The following is a 24,695-nucleotide window of genomic DNA, read 5'->3' as shown; positions in this document are numbered from 1 at the left end:
ACTCTTGCAAAAATGAGCGCAGCGACCCCAAACCACGACCTGCATCGCACGCCGACAGCCCATACAAACAGTTTTGCAAGAGACTCACCCCACAAACGAAAAAGCCCCGTCGCAAGACAGGGCTCTTCCAGCGATCTCGCGATTAAGCCGCGACAACGCTCACGTAACGACGACCGAAGGCGCCTTTTACTTCAAACTTGATCACGCCTTCGATTTTCGCGAAGAGAGTGTGATCTTTACCCATGCCAACGCCGTAGCCAGCGTGGAATTGGGTGCCGCGCTGACGCACGATGATGTTGCCGGCCTTGATGACCTGGCCGCCATACATCTTCACGCCAAGGCGTTTGGCTTCTGAGTCGCGACCGTTACGGGTACTACCACCAGCTTTTTTGTGTGCCATGAGTTCAATTCTCCTAGTGAGGAATTAGGCTGTAATTAAGCCTGAATACCGGTGATTTTGATCTCGGTGAACCACTGGCGGTGGCCCATACGCTTCATGTGGTGCTTACGGCGACGGAACTTGATGATACGGACTTTATCGTGACGACCTTGGGAGATCACTTCAGCCTTGACGGTTGCGCCAGCAACAACAGGTGCGCCGATGTTCACGTCGTCGCCATTGGCGACCAGCAGAACGCGGTCAAAAGTCACGGATTCGCCAGTAGCGACTTCCAGTTTTTCGATCTTCAGGTATTCACCTTCAGCGACCTTGTATTGCTTACCGCCGGTAACGATTACTGCGTACATGGTATTTCTCCGATAATCCTGCTCACCCAGCTCTTTATAAGAAGAGGTATTGGCTGGCATGGCTGCATGGGGCTGGAACGGCCCAAGTGCAATTGCGTAAGGCAGGTGCTGCCCAGGAAGTTCAGGGTGCGCGATTGTACGCAAGCCGCGAGAGTCACGCAAGTGGCCGTCCATCGCGCCTTGACAGGCCCCGGTGTGGGTCCTAGCATGCCGCGCAACCCTTCTGGAGCAACTGTCGCTGATGCAACCCCAAGCTTTCTACCGCGCGGTGGCGGACGATTTTAACGCCGTCGACGGCATCATCAAGAAGCAGCTGACTTCCCGAGTGCCGCTGGTATCGAAAATCGGCGATTACATCACCTCGGCCGGCGGCAAACGCCTGCGTCCTTTATTGGTGCTGCTGTGTGGCAAGGCCCTGGGTCGCGAAGGCGACGACATGCGTCTGCTGGCCGCCACCATCGAATTTCTGCACACCGCGACCCTGCTGCATGACGACGTGGTCGACATGTCCGGCATGCGCCGTGGCCGCTCCACCGCCAACGCCATGTGGGGCAACGCCCCGAGCGTGCTGGTCGGCGACTTCCTGTACTCGCGCTCGTTCGAAATGATGGTCGAGCTGGGTTCGATGCCGGTGATGAAGATCCTGTCCCAGGCCACGCGCATCATCGCCGAAGGCGAAGTGTTGCAGCTGTCCAAGGTACGCGACGCCAGCACCACCGAAGAAACCTACATGGAAGTCATCCGCGGCAAGACCGCGATGCTCTTCGAAGCCTCGACCCACAGCGCTGCCGCACTGGCCGGTGCCACCACCGAGCAGAGCGAAGCCCTGCGCACCTTCGGTGATCACCTGGGCGTGGCGTTCCAACTGGTCGACGACCTGCTGGACTACAAGGGCGACGCCGAGACCCTGGGCAAGAACGTCGGTGACGATCTGGCCGAAGGCAAGCCGACCCTGCCGCTGATCTACACCATGCGTGAAGGCACACCTGAGCAGGCTGCACTGGTCCGCCAGGCAATCCAGAAAGGCGGGATCGAAGACCTCGAAAGCATCCGCATCGCCGTGGAAGCCTCGGGTTCGCTGGAATACACCGCGCAACTGGCCCGCGACTACGTGGCCCGTGCGATCAAATGCCTCGACGCGCTGCCAGCCAGCGAATACCGCGATGCACTGGTAGAGCTGAGCGAGTTTGCGGTCGCCCGCACGCACTGATCTGCCTTCTGTGGGAGCGGGCTCGCTCGCGAAAGCAACCTGTCATTCAACATTCATGTTTAATGACACACCGCATTCGCGAGCAAGCCCGCTCCCACAGTTGTTTCTGCGCTATGCCCTCCTGCGCGTAAAACCCTATACAATGTGCGACTTTTAGCGATCCCCTATCAAGGAGCCTTAGTGAGCACGTTGCCACCCTGCCCGAAATGCAATTCCGAATACACCTACGAAGACGGTGCCCAACTGATCTGCCCCGAGTGCGCCCACGAGTGGTCGGCCAATGGCGAAGCCGAAGTGGCGTCCGATGATGCCGTGAAGAAAGATTCGGTGGGCAACGTGCTGCAGGACGGCGACACCATCACCGTGATCAAGGACCTCAAGGTCAAGGGCACTTCGCTGGTGGTCAAGGTCGGCACCAAGGTCAAGAACATCCGCCTGTGCGATGGCGACCATGACATCGACTGCAAGATCGACGGCATCGGCCCGATGAAGCTCAAGTCCGAGTTCGTCAGAAAGGTCTGATCCTTCTGTCAGCCATCCCGCGCCCGCCGCGGGATGGTGAATCGCCCTCCCCGCTTTCCCCTCATGCATTCTCGCGTGATAGCCAGACGCCAGCCGTTTTGACCTTACGCAATCTTTACCCGGAAAAAATCGCATTCCGCCAATAGGCACTTGCTATTTGACGAATAAGAATTATTCTCATTGAAGCCTTTCAAGGAGATGAGACCCATGACTTATTTGATCGACGCCTGGCTGGATCGCCCACACCCATACCTCAGGATCCTGCATCGGGAAACCGGAGAAGTCTGTGCGGTACTGGAAGAAGAAGCCCTGCATGAGCTGCAGGATCAGGGTGATCTGGACGTCAGCAGCCTGAATTCCAGCGAACCGTTGGTGCTCAAGGAGCTGGTGCGCAATCTGTTCCTGTTCTGCTATGCCCGGGCGTTGCGCCCGACCAATGAGCTGCATCACAAGATCGAAATATGAAGCCCCAAAAAACTGTAGGAGTGAGCCTGCTCGCGATAGCGGGATATCAGGCAACTGAGTAGTCGACTGAACAGACGCCATCGCGAGCAGGCTCACTCCTACATTAGCCCGCCTTGTAGGCAGGCCAGGTCTTACAGAACGTCCAGCAGCTCGACGTCGAATACCAGAACGCTGTGCGGCGGGATGCTGCCAACGCCTTGAGCGCCGTAAGCCAGTTCGCTCGGCACGTACAGGCGCCATTTGCTGCCGGCATTCATCAGTTGCAGAGCTTCGGTCCAGCCAGCGATCACGCCGCCAACCGGGAATTCTGCTGGCTGACCACGATCGTAGGAGCTGTCGAACACGGTGCCGTCGATCAGCATGCCGTGGTAGTGAGTACGCACGGTGTCTTCACGGGATGGCTTGGCGCCTTCACCTTGGGTCAGCACTTCGAATTGCAGACCGGAAGCCAGCGTGGTGATGCCTTCTTTCTTGGCGTTTTCAGCCAGGAAAGCACGCCCTTCGCCGGCAGCGGCTTCAGCTTTGGCGGCGGCTTCGGCTTGCATGATCTCGCGGATCACCTTGAAGCTGGCGGACATGGCTTCCTGATCGACACGGCTTGGCTTGCCGGCGAATGCGTCGGTCAGACCGGCCAGGATGGCGTCCAGGCTGACACCCGGTGGCGGGTTGTCGCGCAGCTGGTCACCCAGTTGACGGCCGATGCCGTAGCTGACGCGAGTTTCGTCGGTGGACAGATTTACTTCGGACATGACACTGCTCCGCTGTGCGGACGGCCATCAGACTTGCCGTGCGTGCACAGCGCGTCCCGGCGCGCCCGGAACCAAAAGGGCGAGCAGACTAGCACAGATGCCCAGCGATGGCGCGCAAGGCCTACAGGGCCGAGCGCCAGGCCAGCGGTACTTTCAGGCTTTCATCGGCACTGGCGACCAGTCCGCACATTTCATCGTGCACCGAGGTGTGTACGAGGTTGAACGGCAGCACCGGAAAGTTATGCAACACATCCCGCGCATGCTCCACCGAACGCAGCATCAGCATGTTGCCCTTGGGATCACTCAGCGGATACGCCGCCCCATGCATCCGCGCCTCGAGCAGATAAAGCCCGCCCTCCATGGAGATCAGGTTCAGCTCATCGACCTTCCTGGCGATGGCAAACGCATTCAACTCTTGCAGGTTCATGAACGCACCTCACACGGTGGCGAGCCAAGACCTCTACAGGGATATGCCCGGACGCACCAAAGCACAAGCCACAAACGACACCGCCCGTCTGTTTCGCAACAGACGGGCGGTGTTTTTGCAGCGATCAACCAATGATCAGTGCTTGGTGACCTTGTCCAGGTAACCCATGGCGAACGCCGAGATCACGAAGGTCATGTGGATGATCACGTACCACATCAGATGCTCGGGATCGACGTTCTTGGCGTCCATGAAGATGCGCAGCAGATGGATCGAAGAAATCGCCACGATCGATGCCGCCACTTTCATCTTCAGCGACGAAGAGTCCATGGTGCCCAGCCAGTTGAGCTTTTCCTTGTTGTCGTCGATGTCCAGCTGCGAGACGAAGTTTTCATAGCCGGAAATCATCACCATCACCAGCAGGCCGCCAACCAGCGCCATGTCGATCAGCGACAGCAGCACCAGGATCAGATCCGATTCGGCCATCGAGAACACGTTGGGGATGACGTGGAAGACTTCCTGGAAAAATTTCAGTGCCAGCGCCAGCAGCCCGAGGGACAGGCCGAAATAGATCGGCGCCAGCAGCCAGCGCGAGGCGTACATTGCGTTTTCGAAAAAGCGTTCCATTGAATCTCACACAAGGGGGGGGGTTGTAATCGGAGGCGAGTATACCAGCCCCCTGTGACAGCCAGAAACCGCCCGGCTCGCACCTCCAATCACCGCCACCTGCGTGTGTATGTGATTTTTTTTCTGCTACTGTCCAAACCATTGAACACCTAGCAAAAGTGGACAGGACGACTGGAAATGGATGTGCGATTGCCGTTTAAGACTGCCGGGATTTGCCTCGCTCTGCTGCTGGGAGGCTGCTCTCCGGGTGATGAGAAAAAACCATCGGTCAGCCTCGAAGCAAAGACGGCAACGTTCGAACATTCACTGGACGCCATCGCCGACCCGAAGCTCAAGGAGGCCGTGACCGAGCTCGGCGGATCGTTGCTGTTGCTCGAACGCGCGCAGCTCAAACTTGACGGCGCACCGCTGAAAACCGTCTACGGCGAAGACATTCTCGGCGTCCTCAAGCATTACCCTTCACCGCAGGCGCTGGTCGATACCTTCATCAATGGCCTGTTCGTGCTGCACAAGGATGCCAGCTCCGACTACCTCACCGACCTGCAACCGGTGTTCCCCTTCAACCTGAACATTCCCGGCGGCTTCCTGTTCCCGCATGGTGTGGAATGGCAGTCAGTCACGCTGAGCAACAAACGCGTGATTGCCTATCAGCAGGAGTGGTCGGAAACCGATCCCGGCATTCAGCTGAGCCCGTCCAGCTCCAACGTCACCAACCCCGAAGACCTGACCGTGACCTACCCGTTCATCGAGGGTCTGGACGTGGACAGGAAGAGCCAGCCGCAGCCGGTGAGCCTGCAAGGCAAAGTGGAAGTGATTGCGCCGCGACGCTTGTTCAGCTTCAACCTGAACCAGAAGGATGTCGGCCAGACCCGCACCGACGACAACCTCAGCGTCACCCTGCTGAAGCTGGAAAAGAACTACGCCGAAATCGAAGTCAGCAACAGCCTGCCACTGGCTCCCGAGGTTGAGGGGGCACAGCTCAATCCAGTGATCGTTCAGGCTCGCGACACCAGCGGGCAATACCTGGAGCGCGCCGGCTCAATCAATGAAAGTCCGGCACAGGTAGCCTTCTACGAAAAACAACTGGCGTACCTGCAACAACAGAAAACCTGGAGCGAAGGTCTGGAAAAACAGCTCGAGAACGAACAGCATGCCTTCGAGCAGCAACACCCACGGCGTTACAACAAGATCTACTTCAACGGCCCTATCGACACTCTGGAAATCAGCGTGCTCGATTTCTCATCGGCGACCGTGACTCGCAAAGCCCTGGATCTACCGGTGCGCACCTTCAGTCAGCACACCACGGAAAAGGCCATCCAGCCGCTGGACCCAGGGGTGGTGGTGTATGACGATCTGGCGCCGAACTGGCTCAAGGGCGCGAGCCTCACCGAGGAAGCGCTGAAGGCCGGCATCCGCATCCATCAGTCCACGGAAGACCCGAGCGCTGCACGCATCGAGTTCTCCCACCGACGCACCTTCAACGATGAATTGCTCGGCGATGACTTCAGCCCGGGCGACAGCCCCGTGACGTTCTTCACCGAGAAACGCAGCGGCAAACTCGATGAACCGATCGAACTGCCGCCCGAGGCGTACCAGGTCGATCCGCTGCAAGCGACCATCACTTACGATTTGAATCTGTTTCCGGAAACCCCGGCGATTGCCGTGGGCTCGATGCCATTGTTTCTCGCCAGCGTGGACAAAAAAACCTACGACGCCAAGTCCTTGCCCAAAGGCCTGGAGATCAAGAACAACATGCTGGTGGTAGACCTGAAACTGTTCCCGGCCAACGCCTGGCGATTCTTCGTCAAAGATGACAGTGGCAACTACCTGAAACAGATTCTGTCGGTCAGTCACGACGCGAGCGCACAAGGTCCGGCGCTGTTCGGCGTGCATTACTTCTATGGCCGTCCAACGCACGTGGAGACCTACCAGCGAACCGAACTCAATACCGTGCAATACGGCTTTGAGGTCAAGCTCGACAAGGCGCAGTTGCCCGACACTGCGCCATGATGGCGCCTAATGGTCGAACACCCCGACCGTACGCCCACGCCCACCGTTGATCTGGCGCAGCTGTGCTTGCAGGTGCAGGCTCCAGATCTGCGGATCGTCGGCCAGTTCGTAGCCGTGCATAGTCAGGCTTTCAACAATGGTGTCGAGAATCGACTCGGCGGCGACCGGCCCGTGAAACGGACCTTGGGCCTTGATGGCGGAAGGTTGTTCGCCGGCCATGCCGGCAGCGAAGAGCAGCGTCCACATGCCGGTATCGCCGGCCAACGGCTTGATGACGCATTCGATGCGGGTCACAAGACCCAGGCATTGACGGGTGAGGCAGAGGTTGCGCGACATGGCGGCGACCCTCGGTAAAGCCTGTATTCAGCCTTCACGCGAAGGCTGTTTCGATCCAGTGATACTGTCGATGTCCTTGAGCTGAGAATAGAAGAAAAGTCCGCCCAGCAAGCCGGATAGAACCAGAAGGCGCCGAATGGTCATTGTGTGAATTCTGACGTCAGAGTAGTGGCACTTTTCCCGATGATCACCGCAAAATCCAATTTGAAAACAACTGTGGGAGGGGGCTTGCTCCCGAAGGCGGTGTATCAATCGACACATTAGTTGATTGATACACCGCCTTCGGGAGCAAGCCCCCTCCCACAATGTTTACCAGGTCAGCGTTCAGGCTGGTTTGGCCTCTGCCAACGCCTCCTGCGCCAGTTCCTTCTCGGCCTCTTTCAGGTCATCTTCGCTGATCATCTCGGCAATCACCCGCAGACGCTCGACCACGCGGGCGTTGACGCTGCCCTCCGGGAACTGGCCTTCGGCATCCGGCTCACCGGCCGGCTCGCCGACCAACAGGCTCAACGCCTCGTCGGCCTGACGCACCGCGTACACGTGGAACTGCCCGGCGCGCACCGCCGCCAGCACCTTCTCGTCGAGCATCAGGGTGGCGACGTTGGCCTGCGGAATGATCGCGCCCTGCTCGCCGGTCAGCCCGCGTGCTTCGCAGAGACGGAAGAAGCCTTCGATCTTCTCGTTGACCCCGCCGACCGCCTGCACTTCGCCGAACTGGTTGATCGAACCGGTGATCGCAAAACACTGCTTGAGCGGAGTTTTCGACAACGCTGAAATCAGCGTGCAAGCCTCGCCCAGCGACGCGCTGTCGCCGTCGACGTAACCGTAGGATTGTTCCAGCGCGATGCTTGCGGAAATCGCCAACGGGAATTCCTGGGCGTAACGACTGCCCAGATACCCGGTGAGGATCATCACGCCCTTGGAGTGAATCGGCTGGCCGAGATTGACCTCACGCTCGATGTCGACGATGCCGCTGCCGCCCGGATACACCGTGGCGGAAATCCGCGCTGGCACACCGAACGCCGAATCACCGACTTCCAGCACGGTCAGCCCGTTGCACTTGCCGACCGCCGCACCATCGGTGTCAATCAGGATGATTCCGGCGAGCATGTCGTCGAGAATCCGCGCCGAGACCCGACCGGTGCGGGTTGCCTTGGCTTTCAGCGCACGCTCGATGTGCCCGGCGTCGGTCATTTCATCGCCCGCCAGATGGCGGATGAAGTCCGCTTCGCTGACCAACTGGAACAGGTCGCCGATCCGTGCCGACAACCGCCCCTGATGCTCGGCCAGCCGTGCGCTATAGGTCGCCAGACGCGCGACCGCATCGGCAGTCAGCGGCGCCATGCCTTCTTCCGAAGTACGGGTTTTCAGCAACTGGGCGAATTGCTCCAGGCTTTCGTCGACCATCGGGATGTCTTCGTCGAAGTCGACCAGCACGCGGAACATCTCCTGGAAGTCCGGATCCAGATCCTGCAGCGTGTAATACAACTGGCGCGCACCGATGATCACCACTTTGACCTGCAACGGAATGTGCTGCGGATTGAGGGTCACAGTGGCGAAACGGCCCATCTCGCCCAGCGGCGATTCCATTTTCAACTTGCGCGATTGCAGGGCGCGTTTCAGCGCATCCCACACGAACGGCTCGCTGAGCATTTTTTCCGCTTCCAGGATCAGGAAGCCGCCGTTGGCGCGATGCAGCGCACCCGGGCGTAACTGACGATAAGTGGTGTAAAGCGCGCCCTGATCGGTGGTGTATTCGATACGGCCGAACAGGTTTTCGTAGGTCGGGTGCGGCTCGAACACCACCGGCGCACCGCCACTGTGCGGATGGCCCACCACCAGGCTCGGCGCGTACTGCTCCTCCAGCAGCTTGCGCGCCACCGCGTCGGTCTTGCTGTCGTCGACCAGTTGCTCGACCACGGTTTTCAACAGATACACCTGCATCGCTTGCAGGTAACCGCAGACCGCGGCGTTCTCCGCGTACTTCTCGGACAACGGCGAGAGCAACGGCTGCAAGGCCAGGGTGATGGTTTCTTCATTGAGCTGACGCAGCTGATTGTTCGACTCGCGCTTCCATTGCGGCAGGCTCGCGAGTTCTTCGTTCAGGCGTTCTTCGAGACCGGAAATGTCCTCGTGAAAGCGCTCGCGCTCGGCTTCCGGCAGTTGCGAAAACTCGGCCTCGTCCAGCGCCTTGCCTTCAAGCATCGGGGTGAATGCGATGTTGCTGCTGTCGCGATACAGGGCGACGTCTTTTTCCAGGGCCAGACGCTCGATGACGTCCAATGCCTTGTCATAGCGCTGGTTGAAGGCGCGGTCGATGGCGCTTTTCTTTTGCTGGTAGGACGGGTGTTCGAACACCGCCGGGAAAGTCGCCAGCAGGTTGTCGATCAGACCGTTGATGTCGCCGATGAATGCGCTGGCGGTGCCCGAAGGCAATTCCAGTGCGCGAGGTTCACGCGGTTCATCGAAATTGTTGACGTAGACCCAGTCCGCCGGGGTCTGCAGGCGTTTGCCTTCGGCCTTCAGGTAGCGTTTGACGAACGAGAAACGGCCGGTGCCGGGTTCGCCCATGACAAAGACGTTGTAACCGGGGCGTGGCATGGCCACACCGAACTGCAAGGCTTCGACCGCACGTTCCTGGCCAAGCACACCGCGAAAGGGCTCCAGATCATTGGTGGTAGTGAAGCTGAACTGTTCAGCGGAAAACGGACGGGTCAGCGCTTCGGGCGCTAGACGCAAGCTGGCAGCAACAGGATCAGGCATCGGGCTTCCTTAACAATCAGGCGGGGCAGATAGCGGCATTCTGGCGCTGCCCGTACCCCACTGGCAAGGCGCGCCACACGACAAAGCATAGACAAGCGCCCTGCTCCGCAGGCGGCCCCGTGAAACCGGGGACATCAACGAATAATCAGCAAAAAATCACGGAACCACAGGAACGTGCCTAAACTCCAAACTGCGCGGCTGGAACAATAACCGGCCCACTGGCTTCAAAAGAGTCTGTCTAGACAGCGCTTGGGGGGCCAGAACCCTGTCCATTGGTATGCACACAAAGAGAACAAAGCTATGAAACGGATTCTTCTCGGTACTCTCTTCACCGTTGTTTCCCTCAACGCCATGGCTCAGGCGCCAGGCGGTCCGGATTGCGGTTGGGGCAACATGCTGTTCGAAGGTCAGCGTGGCACCCCGGCACACTTCCTGGCATCCACCACCAACGGCACCTCCGGTAACGCTACGTTCGGTATGACGTCCGGCACCAACGGTTGCTCGACCAACGCGTCGCTGACCTACGGCGGTAAATCCTGGTTCGCCATGAATGGCATGATGAACGAGCTGTCCGAAGACATGGCCAAGGGCAACGGCGAAGCGCTGACGACCTACGCCGTGGTACTGGGCGTGGCGCCGGAAGACCGTGCGCACTTCGCGGCTGTCACTCACGAGCACTTCCAGCAGATCTTCAGCAAAGCTGACGTGACCGCAGAAGACGTGCATACCAACACTCTGGCCGTACTGAAAAACGACCCTCGTCTGGCCAAGTACGCGACTCAAGCTTAAGCTCGACCCCACCCGCTTCTTTCGGGAAGCGGGTTTTGTTTTTTATGGCCCGCCCTTTTTGAGCGATGCGGGTCAGTTGTGACATGCGCTGAACCCTGTGGCGAGGGAGCTTGCTCCCGCTGGGGCGCGAAGCGGCCCCAATCTTCAAGAAGAGGGAGCGCTGCGCACTCCAGCGGGAGCAAGCTCCCTCGCCACAGGTTTGGTGCAGTTTCAACTGTCTGTATTAACGCCCGGGGTCTTTGTTTTTCTTTCGACTTAAGTTGCCACCTATGCTCAAACGCCTTGCCTGGCTGGCGCTCTGTGTCTGCGCCCCGCTGTCCGCCGCGCCTCACGTCGACCCTCAACGTTTGCAGCAACTGGCCAACGACCGCTTCTGGATTTCCCTCGGTCACTACGAAACCGCCAAGCTCGGCGGCTGGCGCAGCTATGTCAGCGACAAGAAGTTCTTTCTCGCGCCCGATGGCAACGAACACCCCGACCATGAACTGGCCGCTACCGTGCAAGCGCTATACGCCCCGGCCAGTCTCGGCGAGCAACATGCCCAATGCGTCTACCCGGCGCGTACGCGCTGGCTGAAAGCACAACTCAATCTGACCGACCTGCCCGCCCCCGATTGCGCCGAATTCAAGAAGTGGTTCAAGGACGTCTCGCCGCACAGCGCGGTGATGATTTTTCCAGCGGCCTACCTCAACAGCCCGTCGTCGATGTTCGGCCATACCCTGTTGCGCATCGACCAGGCCGACGTGCAGGCTGACAAGACTTCACTGCTGAGTTACGCGATCAACTTCGGCGCCTACATCGAAGGCTCGGACAACAGCATCCTCTACGCCTGGAAAGGCTTGATGGGTGGCTACCCGGGGCTGTTCGCGCTGGTGCCGTATCAGGAAAAACTCTCCGAGTACCGCAGCCTGGAAAACCGCGACCTGTGGGAATACCGGCTGAACCTGACACAAGAAGAAACCGCACGCATGGTCGAGCACGTGTGGGAGCTGAAGCAGATCCAGTTCGACTATTTCTTCTTCGACGAAAACTGCTCCTATCGCCTGCTCGAACTGCTGCAGGTGGCGCGCCCAAGCCTGCGCCTGACCGAGCAATTCCCGCTGACCGCCATCCCTACCGACACGGTCAAAGCGGTGAAGGAGGCCGGGCTGGTGGAAAGTATCGAATATCGCCCGTCACGCGAGCGTGAACTGCTCAGCCGTGCTGAACCGTTGAACAAGGAAGAACAGCAATGGGTGCTGAAGGTCAGCGCCGATCAACAGGTGTTGCAGGAGCCGACCTTCAAGGCCCTGCCTCGGGATCGCCAGGCGCTGATCATCGACGCCGCGTATCGTCTGGAACGCTACCGCGCCAACGGTCAGGAACGTGATCCGCAACGGGCGCAGCGCAGCTTCGAACTGCTGCGGGCGATCAACAAGAACCCGGCGCCGGACTTGCAGATTCCACAACCGGGCCTGCCCGAAGACGGCCATGAATCGCGCACCTGGCAGGCCGGCATCGGCACCCGGGGCGATCGTGCCTTCGGCGAGTACGGCTTGCGCATGGCCTATCACGATCTCAACGACAACGCCGAAAGCTTCCCCCTCGGCGCGCAGATCGAAATCCTGCAGATGAAATTACGCCAGTACGAAGGTAATCAGTGGCAGTTCCAGCAACTGGATCTCGCAACCATCCGCTCGCTGACCCCGCGCAATGAGTTGCTGCAACCATTGTCGTGGCAGGTGACCGGCGGCCTCGAGCGCGTACCCGGCAAGCATGATGACGAAAACCTGGTCAGCCACGTCAACGGCGGGGGTGGCGGCACCTGGCAACTGGGCGAAGACACGCTCGGCTTTGCCCTCGGTACGGTGCGGATCGAACACAACAATGACTTCGCCGGGTTCGTCACGCCGGCCGCTGGCTTCAACAGCGGCGTGCTGTGGAAAAACCCGTTGGGCAATCTGAGCGTCGAGGCCAAGGGCGATTACTTCACCAACGGCGAGGTACGCCGCAGCCTGAGCCTGAACCAGCAGTGGGAACTGTCGCGCAACCTCGGTTTGCGCCTGACGGCACAGCGTGAGTTCAGCCACGTTGCCACACCGGAGACCGAAGTCATGCTTGAGGTGAAGTGGTATCACTACTGATCTAAAGCCTAATCCATAACCCCTGTGGGAGCGGGCTTGCTCGCGAAGGCGTCGTGTCAGGCGATTCAAATCTCGACTGACCCAGCGCTTTCGCGAGCAAGCCCGCTCCCACAGGGCCCTCCGGTGTTTAACGAATTACTCACATGCCTTTCACCTACGTCCGACGAATCCGCTTCTAGACTTTCCCCATAAGCCGAAAATCGGCGCGGGAGAGTGCGATGTGGCGGTGTGCGGGGCTGTTGGGGGTTTTGCTGTTGCTCGGGGGTTGCCAGACCACCCACGAAGATTTGATCGCCAAAGGTTATCCACCGGCCTTCGCCGACGGATTCGATGATGGCTGCGTCAGTGGCCGGCAAGCCGCCGGTTCGATCAGTGGCGAGTTTCGCAAGAACGTGCCGCGCTATCTCAAGGACAAGCAATACGCCGAAGGCTGGACCGACGGCTTTCGCCAATGTCAGGCGATGCTGGAAAACAAGGATCGCGAAGAGTATCGCAACGAGCACTGGGACGAACGTGAGCGCGCCTGGCAGCAGCAGAAAGATCAGGACGCCGGGCGGGCTTATCGCTCGCAATAGGTCGTTTCCAGACATCCAGTGAAACCAAATGCCGGCGACCATGGCCCAATTCCTATAACAGGAGGACACCATGAGCCGCGCTTTCGTCAACGAGGACAACGCCGCCGCGCAAGCCGATCAACCCGTCGAACGGCAGGTCAGTGCGCAGCCCAACTACGTCACACCGCAGGGATTGGCACAGTTGCAGGCCAAAGTCGCCGAGCTGCAAAGCCTGCACGCCGAGCAATCGGCCCAAGGCGAACAGGCCGACAAGCAGCGGCTGGCCGATCTGGAACGGGATCTGCGCTACTTCAATCAACGCCTCGCCAGCGCACAGGTCGCCGCCCCCGCGACCTCCACCGACAAGGTGCAGATCGGCAGCTGGGTGACCTACGCCGACGAACACAACACCGAAAGTCGGGTGCAATTGGTCGGCGAAGATCAGGCCGACGCCAGTCAGGGTTTGATCAACTGGGCCTCGCCGTTGGGCCGGGCATTGCTTGGTGCCCGGCTCAATGACGAAGTGCTGTGGCAGCGCCCCGCCGGCGATCAGGTGATTGAAGTGATTCGCATCGAACCGGCTTAAACCACACCCTGCGCGAGCATCGCATCCGCGACTTTGACGAAGCCGGCGATGTTCGCGCCTTTGACGTAGTTGATCCGCCCGTTCTCTTCGCCGTAATGCACGCAGGCGTGGTGGATCGACTGCATGATCGCGTGCAGCTTGCTGTCCACCTCACCCGCCGTCCACAGCAGGCGCATGGCGTTCTGCGACATCTCCAGCCCGCTGACCGCCACGCCGCCAGCGTTCGACGCCTTGCCCGGGGCGAACAGAATGCCGGCCTCGATGAAGATATCCACAGCCTCCAGGGTGGTCGGCATGTTTGCGCCCTCGGCCACACACACGCAGCCGTTGCGCAGCAGCGTACGCGCAGCCTCGGCATCGAGCTCGTTCTGCGTGGCACAGGGCAGCGCGATGTCGCACGGCAGCGACCACGGCAACTGCCCGACGCGGAACTCCAGACCGAACGTCGTGGCCAGTTCGCTGATGCGTCCGCGTTTGACGTTTTTCAGTTCCAGCAGTGCCTGCCACTGTTCTTCGCTCAGTCCCGATTCGCAGTACAGCGTGCCTTCGGAGTCGGACAGCGAAATCACCTTGCCGCCGAGGTCCATGACCTTGCGCGCCGCGTACTGGGCGACGTTGCCGGAACCGGAGATCGCCACACGCTTGCCTTCGACAGTCTGCCCGCGGCGCTTGAGCATTTCCTCGGCGAAGTACACGCAACCGAAACCGGTGGCTTCCGGGCGAATCAGGCTACCGCCGTAGGTCATGCCTTTGCCGGTCAACACGCTGGTGAACTGGTTGCTCAAGCGTTTGTACTGGCCGAACAGGAAACCGATCTCCCGCGCCCCGACACCGATGTCACCGGCCGGTACGTCAACGTCGGCGCCGATGTGGCGGTACAACTCGCTCATGAACGCCTGGCAGAAGCGCATGACTTCGGCGTCGCTCTTACCCTTCGGATCGAAGTCCGAACCGCCCTTGCCGCCGCCCATGGGCAACGAAGTCAGGGAATTCTTGAAGGTCTGTTCGAAGGCCAGAAACTTCAGCACGCCCAGGTTCACCGAAGGATGGAAGCGCAAGCCGCCCTTGTACGGGCCGATGGCGCTGTTCATCTGGATGCGGAAACCGCGATTGACCTGAACCTTGCCCTGATCGTCGACCCACGACACGCGGAACACCACCGCCCGCTCCGGCTCGCAGATGCGCTCCAGAATGCCTGAGGTCAGGTAACGCGGATTGGCTTCGAGAAACGGCCACAGACTGCGCAGGACTTCTTCGACAGCCTGGTGGAATTCGGGTTGATCCGGGTCGCGTTTTTTCAGTCGGGCAAGGAAGGATTCGACGGATTCGATCATGGGAAAAGTCTCGGCAAATTTATTGTCGTTGGAAGCGATTGAGCCGGACTGTAGCAAACGATTTGCGCACAGCAACAGCGCAAAATGTCGCAGTTATGAAATTAAATGGTGCACAGGATATAAATCAGGTGGTTTTTTGGGCTGGTTTTGCACCGGAATAGGGAGATCAAATTGAAGTGATGCACCAACAGTTACACCGCTATCGCGAGCAGGCTCACTCCTACAAGGGTACGCATTTCAATTGTAGGAGTGAGCCTGCTCGCGATGGTCGCGCTGCGGTATTGCTGAAAAAACCCAGGCAAAAAAAACGGAGCCCGAAGGCTCCGCTCTTTTTCATGCAACCAACCTGATATCAGGCCAGTTTCTTGTGGCGTACCCGATGTGGCTGGGCGGCCGCTTCGCCGAGGCGCTTTTTGCGGTCGGCTTCGTACTCGGTGTAGTTACCTTCGAAGAACACTGCTTGCGAGTCGTCTTCGTACGCCAGGATGTGCGTCGCGACACGGTCCAGGAACCAGCGATCGTGAGAGATCACAATGGCGGCGCCCGGGAAGTCCAGCAGGGCTTCTTCCAGGGAACGCAGGGTTTCAACGTCGAGGTCGTTGGACGGTTCGTCGAGCAGCAGGACGTTGCCGCCCTCCTTCAGGGTCAGCGCCAGGTGCAGACGACCGCGCTCACCACCGGACAGGTCCTTGACGAACTTCTGCTGGTCGCCGCCCTTGAAGTTGAAGCGACCGACGTAAGTGCGCGACGGGATCTCGTAGTTGCCGATGCGGATCTGATCGGAACCGTCGGAGATCTGCTGGAACACGGTCTTGCTGCCGTCGAGGTCTTCGCGGCTCTGGTCAACGCAGGCCAGTTGCACGGTTTCGCCGATTTCGATGGTGCCGGAATCCGGAGTTTCCTTGCCCATCAGCATGCGGAACAGGGTCGATTTACCGGCACCGTTACCGCCGATCACGCCGACAATCGCGCCCTTCGGCATGGAGAACGACAGGTTGTCGATCAGCACGCGATCGCCGTAGCCCTTGGTGACGTTCTTGAACTCGATGACCTTGTCGCCCAGACGCGGACCGGCCGGGATGTAGATCTCGTTGGTTTCCGAACGCTTCTGGAATTCCTGTGACTGCATTTCTTCGAAGCGTTGCAGACGAGCCTTGGATTTCGACTGGCGGGCCTTGGCGCCTTTGCGCACCCACTCCAGTTCTTCCTTCATGGCTTTTTCGTGAGCCGACTGCTGCTTGGATTCGGCCGCCAGACGATCGGACTTGGCTTCGAGCCAACCCGAATAGTTGCCTTCGTACGGAATGCCCGCGCCGCGGTCGAGTTCCAGAATCCAGCCAGCGACGTTGTCGAGGAAGTACCGGTCGTGCGTGATCGCGACCACGGTGCCCGGGAAGTCGTGCAGGAAGTGCTCCAGCCACGCCACCGAATCAGCGTCCAAGTGGTTGGTCGGTTCGTCGAGCAGCAGCATGTCCGGGGCGGACAGCAGCAGACGGCACAGGGCCACACGACGCTTCTCACCACCAGACAGGTGTTCGACCTTGGCGTCCCAGGCCGGCAGACGCAGGGCGTCGGCCGCGACTTCCAGTTGACGCTCCAGGTTGTGACCATCGCTGGCCTGCAGGATCGCTTCGAGCTTGGCCTGTTCGGCAGCCAGCTTGTCAAAGTCGGCATCCGGGTCGGCGTAAGCGGCGTAGACCTCGTCCAGACGCGCTTGCGCGTCCTTGATCACGCTGACCGCTTCCTCGACCACTTCACGCACAGTCTTGGTCGGATCAAGTTGTGGCTCTTGCGGCAGATAACCGATGTTCAGGTCCGGCATCGGACGGGCTTCGCCCTCGAACTCGGTGTCGACGCCGGCCATGATTTTCAGCAGCGTGGACTTACCCGAACCGTTGAGGCCGAGTACGCCGATCTTGGCGCCGGGGAAGAACGACAGCGAAATGTTTTTCAGGATTTCCCGCTTCGGCGGAACAACTTTGCCCAGCCGATGCATGGTGAAGACGTATTGAGCCATGGAGAACCTTGGGTCAGTGACAGATGAATGATTGGAGCGCAGGCGATGCCCGGCCAGACCGATGCGCGTCGTTCACTTGATGGTCATCAATGCGTGCGCGCTGAAAAAGTCTGAGTCTAGGAGCTGGGCCAGACGCTGTTAAAACGTAACGAGCGAAGGAAAGACAAGGCGGAAACAGGCGAGGACGCGGAGTTTACGGGTTGTAAATGAGCAGTCCGAGCCTGTTTTCAACGCAGTATTTCCGAGCGCAGTAGTTTTAACAGTGTCTGGGCTCCCGCGTAACCGGCAAAGCTACCTTAATGACGGAAGGCAGTCCAGCCGAGTGGGGCTGGCACTTCGCCACAACTCAAGGCATGCTAGCCGCCCTTCGGGCATCCGGCTTATAGTGCACGTCGCGCCAGTCCAGCCAAACCGCAGGATTACAGCTTGTCCAACGTTACCCCGCCAGCTTCTGTGAGCGCGTCCAATCCGGGGACCGGCTCGCCCCTGCGCGGAACACTGAAGGGTGCGTTGGCGACGCTGGTACTTTTGCTGCTGGCATTGCTGTTCTGGCAGCTGCTCGATCAACTGCGCGAGACCCAGAAAAACCAGCGCCAGTACACCATCGACTACACCGCCGACCTCGCCTCGCAGGTCAGTCTGAACATGTCGCTGAATGCGCAGATCGCCCTCAACCTGTTACCGATCGTCGAACAACCGCAGTCGTCCGACGAACAGCAGGCACTGCTGCGCAAGCTCCAGCAATCGCTGCCCGACCTGCGCAGCCTGGCCCTGCTCAGCCCGTCCGGGAAAATCATCAACGACAGCGCCAGCGACAGCCACGACGCCGATTACCTCGGTGAACTGGTGCGCCGCAGCCGCGCCCAGGCGCATTACTTCAGCAACGCCGACGACGGTTCGGTGGTGCATCTGTTATTGCATCAGGCCAGCGGCAGCACCCGCGGCTACTGGGTTTTGCGCCTGACCCCGACCTTCTTCGACTCGCTGACCAAGCAGGGCGAAACCGGCATCCGCCCGTTGTGGCTGGTGGAAAACCGTCTCAATCATCAGATCATCAGCCGCGACGAAGCGCTGTCCTCAGCCCGGCCCGGCGTGCTGAGTCCGGACGACATGGCCAACACCGTGCTGACCGTGCCGCTGAGCAGCAGCGATTGGCAGTTGCGCGGGCTGTTCGATCGCCAGCGCGTGCTCGAAGAACTGCTGCCGGCGTTCATCGGCAAATGCCTGCTGGGTCTGGCGTTCTCGATGCTGCCGGTGATCGCGCTGCTGAACATGCGTCGCCGTCAGCGCCAGTTGCATGAAGGTCGCCGGCGCTATCAGGACATTTTCGAAGGCACTGGCGTGGCGTTGTGCGTGCTCGACCTGTCCGGCCTCAAGCAGGTGTTCGACAAGGCGCAGATCCAGACCAGCGACCAGCTCAAGGCCTGGCTCGACCAACCGGCCCAGCGCCAGCAACTGCTGCAAGAGCTGCGCGTCACCGAGGTCAATCAGGTGGCGCTGCAACTGCTCAATGTCAATTCCTGCGAGCACGCCTGGCAGTTGCTGATCGACGGTCATCCGCACAGCCAGTGCGCCATCGGCAACCAGGTGCTCGACGCCGTTCTGCAGCAACAAAAACAGCTGGAACTGGAAATCAAATTGCCGGACATCAATGGTCGCGATCAGCACCTGTGGATGGTCCTGCGCCTGCCTGAAGAACAGCACGACTATAAAGCGGTGATCCTGAGCATCAACGACATCACCAGCCGCAAGCTGATCGAACTGTCGCTGCTGGAACGCGAAGGCTTCTGGTCGGACGTGGTGCGCACCGTGCCGGATCATCTGTATGTGCAGGACGTGATCAGCCAGCGGATGATTTTCAGCAACCACCACCTCGGCCAGACCCTCGGGTACAACCGCACCGAACTGCACCAGATGGGCGAGTATTTCTGGGAAATCCTCCTGCACCCGGAGGACGCCGACTACTACCATCGCTCGCGGCAGATGCAGCGTCACGCCGGTTACAGCCAGTTGTTGCAATGCCAACTGCGTTTCCGACATCGCGATGGCGAGTGGCGGCGCTTCGACATCCGCGAACAGGCGCTGGCCCGCGACAAGCACGATCAGGTCACGCGGATCATCGGCGTGGCCAAGGACATCACCGAGCAGATCGAGGCCAGTGAATCCCTGCGCGACAGCGAACAACGCTACCGCATGCTCGCCGAAAGCATCAGCGACGTGATCTTCTCCACCGACAGCAAGCTGTCGCTGAACTACGTCAGCCCGTCAGTGCAAGCGGTACTGGGTTACGACGCCGAGTGGATTTTCCAGAACGGCTGGCAATCGACCATCGCCAACCCGCAGCAACTGAGCGGCATCTACTCCTTGATGGATCGAGTCAGCAAAGCGCTCGACAAACCTGAACAACTGGCAGTGTTGCGCAACCAGGTGCAGACCCAGATGTTCCTGTTCGACTGCCTGCGCGCCGACGGCCGCAAGATCCCGATCGAGCTGCGTCTGGTGCTGGTGTGGGACGAACACGGCGCGTTCGAAGGCGTGCTCGGTGTCGGCCGCGACATCAGCCAGCAACGCCGCGCCGAGAAAGACCTGCGCATGGCGGCCACGGTATTCGAGCACTCGACTTCGGCGATCCTGATCACCGACCCCGCCGGTTACATCGTGCAGGCCAACGAAGCGTTCAGCCGGGTCAGCGGTTACGCGGTCTCCGAAGTCCTCGACCAATTACCGAACATGCTCACCGTCGACGAGCAACAGGACGCGCACCTGCGCTATGTGCTCAAGCAATTGCACCAGCACAGCACCTGGGAAGGTGAAGTCTGGCTCAAGCGCCGCAACGGCGAGCATTACCCGGCATGGGTCGGCATCACGGCGGTACTCGACGATGAAGGCGACCTCGCCAGCTACGTGTGCTTCTTCAGCGACATCAGCGAGCGCAAGGCCAGCGAGCAACGCATCCACCGCCTCGCCTACTACGACGCCCTGACCCACCTGCCGAACCGCACACTGTTCCAGGATCGCCTGCACACTGCGCTGCAATCGGCCGAGCGGCAGAAGTCGTGGGTGGTGCTGATGTTCCTCGACCTCGACCGCTTCAAGCCGATCAACGACTCCCTCGGCCACGCGGCTGGCGACCGCATGTTGAAAGACATGGCCACGCGGCTGCTGGCCTGCGTCGACGATGACGACACCGTGGCGCGCATGGGCGGCGACGAGTTCACCTTGCTCCTGCAACACCGCTCCAGCCGCGAAATGGCGCTGAATCGGGCGATTCACGTGGCCGAGCAGATCCTCGCCAGTCTGGTTCGACCGTTTGTGCTGGAAGGCCGCGAGTTCTTCGTCACCGCCAGTATCGGTATCGCCCTGAGTCCGCAGGACGGTAACGAACTCAGCCAGTTGATGAAGAACGCCGACACCGCGATGTACCACGCCAAGGAACGCGGCAAGAACAACTTCCAGTTCTATCAGGCCGACATGAACGCCAGTGCGCTGGAACGTCTGGAGCTGGAAAGCGACCTGCGTCATGCGCTGGAGCAGAACGAATTCGTCCTGTATTACCAGCCGCAATTCAGCGGCGACGGCAAACGCCTGACCGGCGCCGAAGCGCTGCTGCGCTGGCGTCATCCGCGTCGTGGACTGGTGCCGCCGGGGGATTTCATTCCGGTGCTGGAAGAGCTGGGTCTGGTGGTGGACGTTGGCGACTGGGTGATCAGCGAAGCCTGCCGTCAGCTCAAGACCTGGCACCAGAACCGCGTGCGCGTGCCGAAGGTCTCGGTGAACATCTCGGCGCGGCAGTTCTCCGACGGCCAGCTCGGTACGCGCATCGCCACCATCCTGCGCGAAACCGGGCTGCCACCGGCGTGCCTGGAGCTGGAACTGACCGAAAGTATCCTGATGCGCGAAGTCAGCGAGGCGATGCAGATCCTCGCCGGGCTGAAAAACCTTGGCCTGAGCATCGCGGTCGATGACTTCGGCACCGGTTATTCATCGCTGAACTACCTCAAGCAATTCCCGATCGACGTGCTGAAGATCGACCGCACCTTCGTCGACGGCCTGCCGTCCGGCGAGCAGGATGCACAGATCGCCCGCGCGATCATCGCCATGGCCCACAGCCTCAATCTGGCGGTGATCGCCGAAGGCGTGGAAACCCATGAGCAACTGGACTTCCTGCGCGAGCACGGCTGCGATGAAGTGCAGGGCTACCTGTTCGGACGACCGATGCCGGCGAGCCGCTTCGAGGCGCAGTTCAGCAATGATGCCCTCTTCATGTTCGACTGAATTTTTGCGGTGCCGCTATCGCGAGCAGGCTCACTCCTACAAGGAATTGATGTCGATCACAAGTTTTAAGCTCACCTCGGATACTGTAGGAGTGAGCCTGCTCGCGATAGCGGCCGGCAGAAACACCACTGATCTGCGCATGAACGCCACTTGTCTGCGACATGATGTCGTTTCATATGCCATCCAAAACCCATTGGGTTAGAATGCCCCCCTTTTCTGCCCCCGATCCTTGAGGACCGCCATGTTCAGCCGTGATTTGACTATTGCCAAGTACGACGCCGATCTCTTTGCCGCCATGGAGCAAGAAGCTCAGCGCCAGGAAGAGCACATTGAGCTGATCGCTTCGGAAAACTACACCAGCCCTGCGGTGATGGAAGCTCAAGGCTCGGTACTGACCAACAAGTACGCCGAAGGCTACCCGGGCAAGCGCTACTACGGTGGTTGCGAGTACGTCGACGTTGTTGAACAACTGGCCATCGACCGCGCCAAAGAGCTGTTCGGCGCCGATTACGCCAACGTTCAGCCGCACGCCGGTTCGCAAGCCAACGCCGCTGTCTACCTGGCCCTGCTGCAAGGTGGCGACACCATTCTGGGCATGAGCCTGGCCCACGGTGGTCACCTGACTCACGGTGCCAGCGTTTCCTCCTCCGGCAAGCTGTACAACGCCGTGCAGTACGGCATCGACGCCAACGGCCTGATCGACTACGACGAAGTCGAGCGCCTGGCGGTTGAGCACAAGCCGAAAATGATCGTGGCCGGTTTCTCTGCCTACTCGCAGATTCTCGACTTCCTGCGCTTCCGCGCCATCGCTGACAAAGTCGGAGCCTACCTGTTCGTCGACATGGCGCACGTGGCCGGTCTGGTCGCCGCTGGCGTCTACCCGAACCCGGTGCCATTCGCTGACGTGGTCACCACCACCACGCACAAGACCCTGCGCGGTCCTCGTGGCGGTCTGATCCTGGCGCGCGCCAACGCCGAGATCGAGAAGAAGCTGAACTCCGCAGTATTCCCGGGCGCCCAGGGTGGCCCGCTGGAGCACGTGATCGCCGCTAAAGCGATCTGCTTCAAGGAAGCGCTGCAGCCTGAGTTCAAGGCTTACCAGGAACAAGTGGTGAAGAACGCCCAGGCCATGGCCGAAGTGTTCATCGAGCGCGGTTTCGACGTAGTTTCCGGTGGCACCAAGAACCACCTGTTCCTGCTGTCGCTGATCAAGCAGGACATCTCCGGTAAAGACGCCGACGCCGCTCTGGGCAAAGCGTTCATCACCGTGAACAAGAACTCCGTGCCTAACGACCCACGCTCGCCGTTCGTCACTTCCGGCCTGCGCTTCGGCACACCGGCTGTGACCACTCGCGGCTTCAAGGAAGCCGAGTGCAAAGAACTGGCCGGCTGGATCTGCGACATCCTGGCTGACCTGAACAACGAAGCGGTGATCGACGCCGTTCGTGAGAAAGTCAAAGCCATCTGCAAGAAACTGCCGGTGTACGGCGCTTAATGCGACGTTAAATCCGCAGCATGAAAAACCGGCCAGCGATGGCCGGTTTTTTTTCGCCCGTCGGAAAGATCAAAAGATCGCAGCCTTCGGCAGCTCCTACATTTGGAATGCGCTCACCTGTAGGAGCTGCCGAAGGCTGCGATCTTTTGATCTCTGGCCACTGGTCAGACCGGTCATGCCAATTTAGCGATTTTCACTTGTCATCCCGAAAAAACCGAGCGTAGACTGCGCCTGCACTGGACATACCGGTAAGACCACAATAATTAAGTCCTGAATCTGATGTGCCCCGCACACGGCAGCCAGGACACCGACCAGGATTCCTCCCATGCTCAGATGGTGCTCGCGTTCAATCTTCCTCCAAGTGGTTCTCGGACTGGTGCTCGGCATCATCTGCGGGCTGACTCTTCCCGAATATTCCGCTCAGCTCAAACCGTTGGGCGACGGCTTCATCAAACTGATCAAGATGCTCATCGGCCTGATTGTGTTCTGCGTGGTGGTCAGCGGCATCAGCGGCGCGGGCGATCTGAAGAAGGTCGGGCGCATCGGCCTCAAGTCGGTGATCTACTTTGAAGTGCTGACCACCATCGCGCTGGTGATCGGTCTGGTGTTCGCTTTCAGCACCGGGATCGGCAGCGGCGCGAATATCCATCTGGAGCAGTTGTCCGCCGCCGACATGGGCGATATCGCCGAACGCGGCCAGCACATGCACACCACCACCCAGTTCCTGATGGACCTGATCCCGACCTCGGTGATCGGTGCCTTCGCCGACAACAACATCCTCCAGGTGCTGCTGTTCTCGGTGCTGTTCGGCAGTGCGCTGAATCTGGTGGGCGAAGCGGCTTCCGGGATCTCGCGGCTGATCAACGAACTGAGCCATGTGATCTTCCGGATCATGGGCATGATCGTGCGTCTGGCACCGATCGGCGTTTTCGGCGCCATCGCCTTCACCACCAGCAAATACGGCCTCGATTCACTGCAACACCTGGGCAGTCTGGTGGGCTTGTTCTACCTGACCTGCATGGCATTCGTCAGCGTGATTCTAGGGCTGGTGATGCGTGCGTCCGGCCTGCGTCTGTGGCCACTGCTCAAGTACCTGCGTGAAGAATTGCTGATCGTCATGGGCACCGCTTCTTCCGACGCCGTGCTGCCACAGATCATGCGCAAACTGGAACACCTGGGCATCGGCAGCTCGACCGTCGGGCTGGTGATTCCCACCGGTTACTCGTTCAACCTCGACGGCTTTTCGATCTACCTGACCCTGGCCATCGTGTTCATCGCCAATGCCACCGGTACGCCGTTGGCGATGACCGACCTGCTGACGATTCTGCTGGTGTCGCTGATCACTTCGAAAGGCGCCCACGGTATTCCCGGCTCGGCGCTGGTGATTCTCGCGGCGACGCTGACGGCGATCCCGGCGATTCCGGTGGTCGGGCTGGTGCTGGTGCTGGCGGTGGACTGGTTCATGGGCATTGGCCGGGCGCTGACCAACCTGATCGGCAACTGCGTCGCCACCGTGGCCATCGCCCGCTGGGAAAAGGACATCGATGTGCAACGCGCAAACAAAGTACTCAGCGGTCAGCAGGGCTACACCTTTCAACCGCGTAAAACCGGAACTCCGGCGCACCAGCAAGAGTTCTGATTTTCAACCCTGTAGGAGCTGCCGCAGGCT

20 protein-coding genes are annotated in these 24,695 nt (G+C 59.9%); 11 read left to right on the top strand and 9 right to left on the bottom strand.

The features are described 5' to 3' along the window. Positions 1-142: 142 nt before the first annotated feature. Positions 143-400 carry a 50S ribosomal protein L27 gene (rpmA, locus tag LCH64_RS20355; RefSeq protein ID WP_003228360.1) on the bottom strand — a complete coding sequence of 86 codons (258 nt, stop codon included), beginning with the start codon at positions 398-400 and terminating at the stop codon, positions 143-145. Between the two features lie 35 nt (positions 401-435). Further along, entirely contained in the window at positions 436-747 is a 312-nt protein-coding gene (rplU, locus tag LCH64_RS20350) for a 50S ribosomal protein L21 (RefSeq protein ID WP_003228361.1), read from the bottom strand. Positions 748-988: 241 nt separating this feature from the next. Between rplU and LCH64_RS20345 the strand changes: the two genes are divergently transcribed. The 3 genes from LCH64_RS20345 to LCH64_RS20335 all read left to right on the top strand — a co-directional run bounded on the left by LCH64_RS20345 (position 989) and on the right by LCH64_RS20335 (position 2,944). Continuing rightward, on the top strand, positions 989-1,957 hold the full coding sequence (locus LCH64_RS20345) for a polyprenyl synthetase family protein (protein ID WP_150367945.1): 969 nt from the start codon (positions 989-991) through the stop codon (positions 1,955-1,957). A 180-nt stretch (positions 1,958-2,137) separates the two neighbouring features. Next, positions 2,138-2,479 carry a zinc ribbon domain-containing protein YjdM gene (locus LCH64_RS20340; RefSeq protein WP_003228364.1) on the top strand — a complete coding sequence of 114 codons (342 nt, stop codon included), beginning with the start codon at positions 2,138-2,140 and terminating at the stop codon, positions 2,477-2,479. A 207-nt stretch (positions 2,480-2,686) separates the two neighbouring features. Further along, entirely contained in the window at positions 2,687-2,944 is a 258-nt protein-coding gene (locus LCH64_RS20335; RefSeq protein ID WP_003228365.1) for a hypothetical protein, read from the top strand. A gap of 131 nt (positions 2,945-3,075) precedes the next feature. On the opposite strand, the gene LCH64_RS20330 is transcribed toward LCH64_RS20335, so the two are convergent. The 3 genes from LCH64_RS20330 to LCH64_RS20320 all read right to left on the bottom strand — a co-directional run bounded on the left by LCH64_RS20330 (position 3,076) and on the right by LCH64_RS20320 (position 4,744). Further along, positions 3,076-3,693, bottom strand: a complete 618-nt coding sequence (locus LCH64_RS20330) for an FKBP-type peptidyl-prolyl cis-trans isomerase (protein WP_003228367.1) — start codon at positions 3,691-3,693, stop codon at positions 3,076-3,078. A gap of 121 nt (positions 3,694-3,814) precedes the next feature. Then, a complete protein-coding gene (locus LCH64_RS20325) occupies positions 3,815-4,120 on the bottom strand; it encodes a DUF6482 family protein (protein WP_201136552.1) in 306 nt (101 codons plus the stop codon). Between the two features lie 135 nt (positions 4,121-4,255). Continuing rightward, complete coding sequence (locus LCH64_RS20320) at positions 4,256-4,744, bottom strand: TIGR00645 family protein (protein WP_003228371.1); 489 nt, start codon at positions 4,742-4,744, stop codon at positions 4,256-4,258. Between the two features lie 177 nt (positions 4,745-4,921). On the opposite strand from LCH64_RS20320, the gene LCH64_RS20315 reads away from it, so the two are divergent. Next, on the top strand, positions 4,922-6,754 hold the full coding sequence (locus tag LCH64_RS20315; protein ID WP_226501099.1) for a hypothetical protein: 1,833 nt from the start codon (positions 4,922-4,924) through the stop codon (positions 6,752-6,754). Positions 6,755-6,760: 6 nt separating this feature from the next. On the opposite strand, the gene LCH64_RS20310 is transcribed toward LCH64_RS20315, so the two are convergent. Then, the gene (locus tag LCH64_RS20310) at positions 6,761-7,090 is read right to left on the bottom strand and encodes a hypothetical protein (RefSeq protein WP_003228378.1); all 330 of its coding nucleotides are present in this window, start codon (positions 7,088-7,090) and stop codon (positions 6,761-6,763) included. Between the two features lie 324 nt (positions 7,091-7,414). Then, positions 7,415-9,853, bottom strand: a complete 2,439-nt coding sequence (locus LCH64_RS20305) for an ATP-binding protein (RefSeq protein WP_003228380.1) — start codon at positions 9,851-9,853, stop codon at positions 7,415-7,417. Positions 9,854-10,153: 300 nt separating this feature from the next. On the opposite strand from LCH64_RS20305, the gene LCH64_RS20300 reads away from it, so the two are divergent. The 4 genes from LCH64_RS20300 (at position 10,154) to LCH64_RS20285 (ending at position 13,905) form a co-directional block, all read left to right on the top strand. Further along, a complete protein-coding gene (locus LCH64_RS20300; protein ID WP_003228382.1) occupies positions 10,154-10,642 on the top strand; it encodes a DUF3015 domain-containing protein in 489 nt (162 codons plus the stop codon). A 269-nt stretch (positions 10,643-10,911) separates the two neighbouring features. Continuing rightward, entirely contained in the window at positions 10,912-12,765 is a 1,854-nt protein-coding gene (locus LCH64_RS20295; RefSeq protein ID WP_226501098.1) for a DUF4105 domain-containing protein, read from the top strand. 218 nt (positions 12,766-12,983) lie between these two features. Then, a complete protein-coding gene (locus tag LCH64_RS20290) occupies positions 12,984-13,340 on the top strand; it encodes a hypothetical protein (protein ID WP_007963787.1) in 357 nt (118 codons plus the stop codon). A 70-nt stretch (positions 13,341-13,410) separates the two neighbouring features. After that, complete coding sequence (locus LCH64_RS20285) at positions 13,411-13,905, top strand: GreA/GreB family elongation factor (protein ID WP_226501097.1); 495 nt, start codon at positions 13,411-13,413, stop codon at positions 13,903-13,905. On the opposite strand, the gene gdhA is transcribed toward LCH64_RS20285, so the two are convergent. Then, positions 13,902-15,239 (bottom strand): NADP-specific glutamate dehydrogenase, encoded by a 1,338-nt coding sequence (gene gdhA / locus LCH64_RS20280; RefSeq protein ID WP_226501096.1) that lies wholly within the window; start codon positions 15,237-15,239, stop codon positions 13,902-13,904. The two genes, LCH64_RS20285 and gdhA, sit on opposite strands and share 4 nt — an antisense overlap. 352 nt (positions 15,240-15,591) lie before the next feature. Then, positions 15,592-17,256 carry an energy-dependent translational throttle protein EttA gene (gene ettA, locus LCH64_RS20275; RefSeq protein ID WP_226501095.1) on the bottom strand — a complete coding sequence of 555 codons (1,665 nt, stop codon included), beginning with the start codon at positions 17,254-17,256 and terminating at the stop codon, positions 15,592-15,594. A 426-nt stretch (positions 17,257-17,682) separates the two neighbouring features. Between ettA and morA the strand changes: the two genes are divergently transcribed. From morA to LCH64_RS20260, 3 genes are all read left to right on the top strand, one after another. Further along, a complete protein-coding gene (gene morA, locus LCH64_RS20270; RefSeq protein ID WP_103485420.1) occupies positions 17,683-21,531 on the top strand; it encodes a cyclic di-GMP receptor MorA in 3,849 nt (1,282 codons plus the stop codon). Positions 21,532-21,772: 241 nt separating this feature from the next. Then, positions 21,773-23,026, top strand: a complete 1,254-nt coding sequence (glyA, locus tag LCH64_RS20265) for a serine hydroxymethyltransferase (protein WP_226501094.1) — start codon at positions 21,773-21,775, stop codon at positions 23,024-23,026. A 325-nt stretch (positions 23,027-23,351) separates the two neighbouring features. Next, positions 23,352-24,665, top strand: a complete 1,314-nt coding sequence (locus LCH64_RS20260) for a C4-dicarboxylate transporter DctA (protein ID WP_003228396.1) — start codon at positions 23,352-23,354, stop codon at positions 24,663-24,665. The last annotated feature ends 30 nt before the right edge of the window (positions 24,666-24,695 follow it).

It is taken from the genome of Pseudomonas sp. MWU16-30322 (genome assembly GCF_020515535.1).
GTDB lineage: Bacteria > Pseudomonadota > Gammaproteobacteria > Pseudomonadales > Pseudomonadaceae > Aquipseudomonas > Aquipseudomonas fluorescens_H.
Note: the sequence above shows the minus strand (reverse complement) of the source record. Positions and strands in the feature narration are given on the sequence as shown.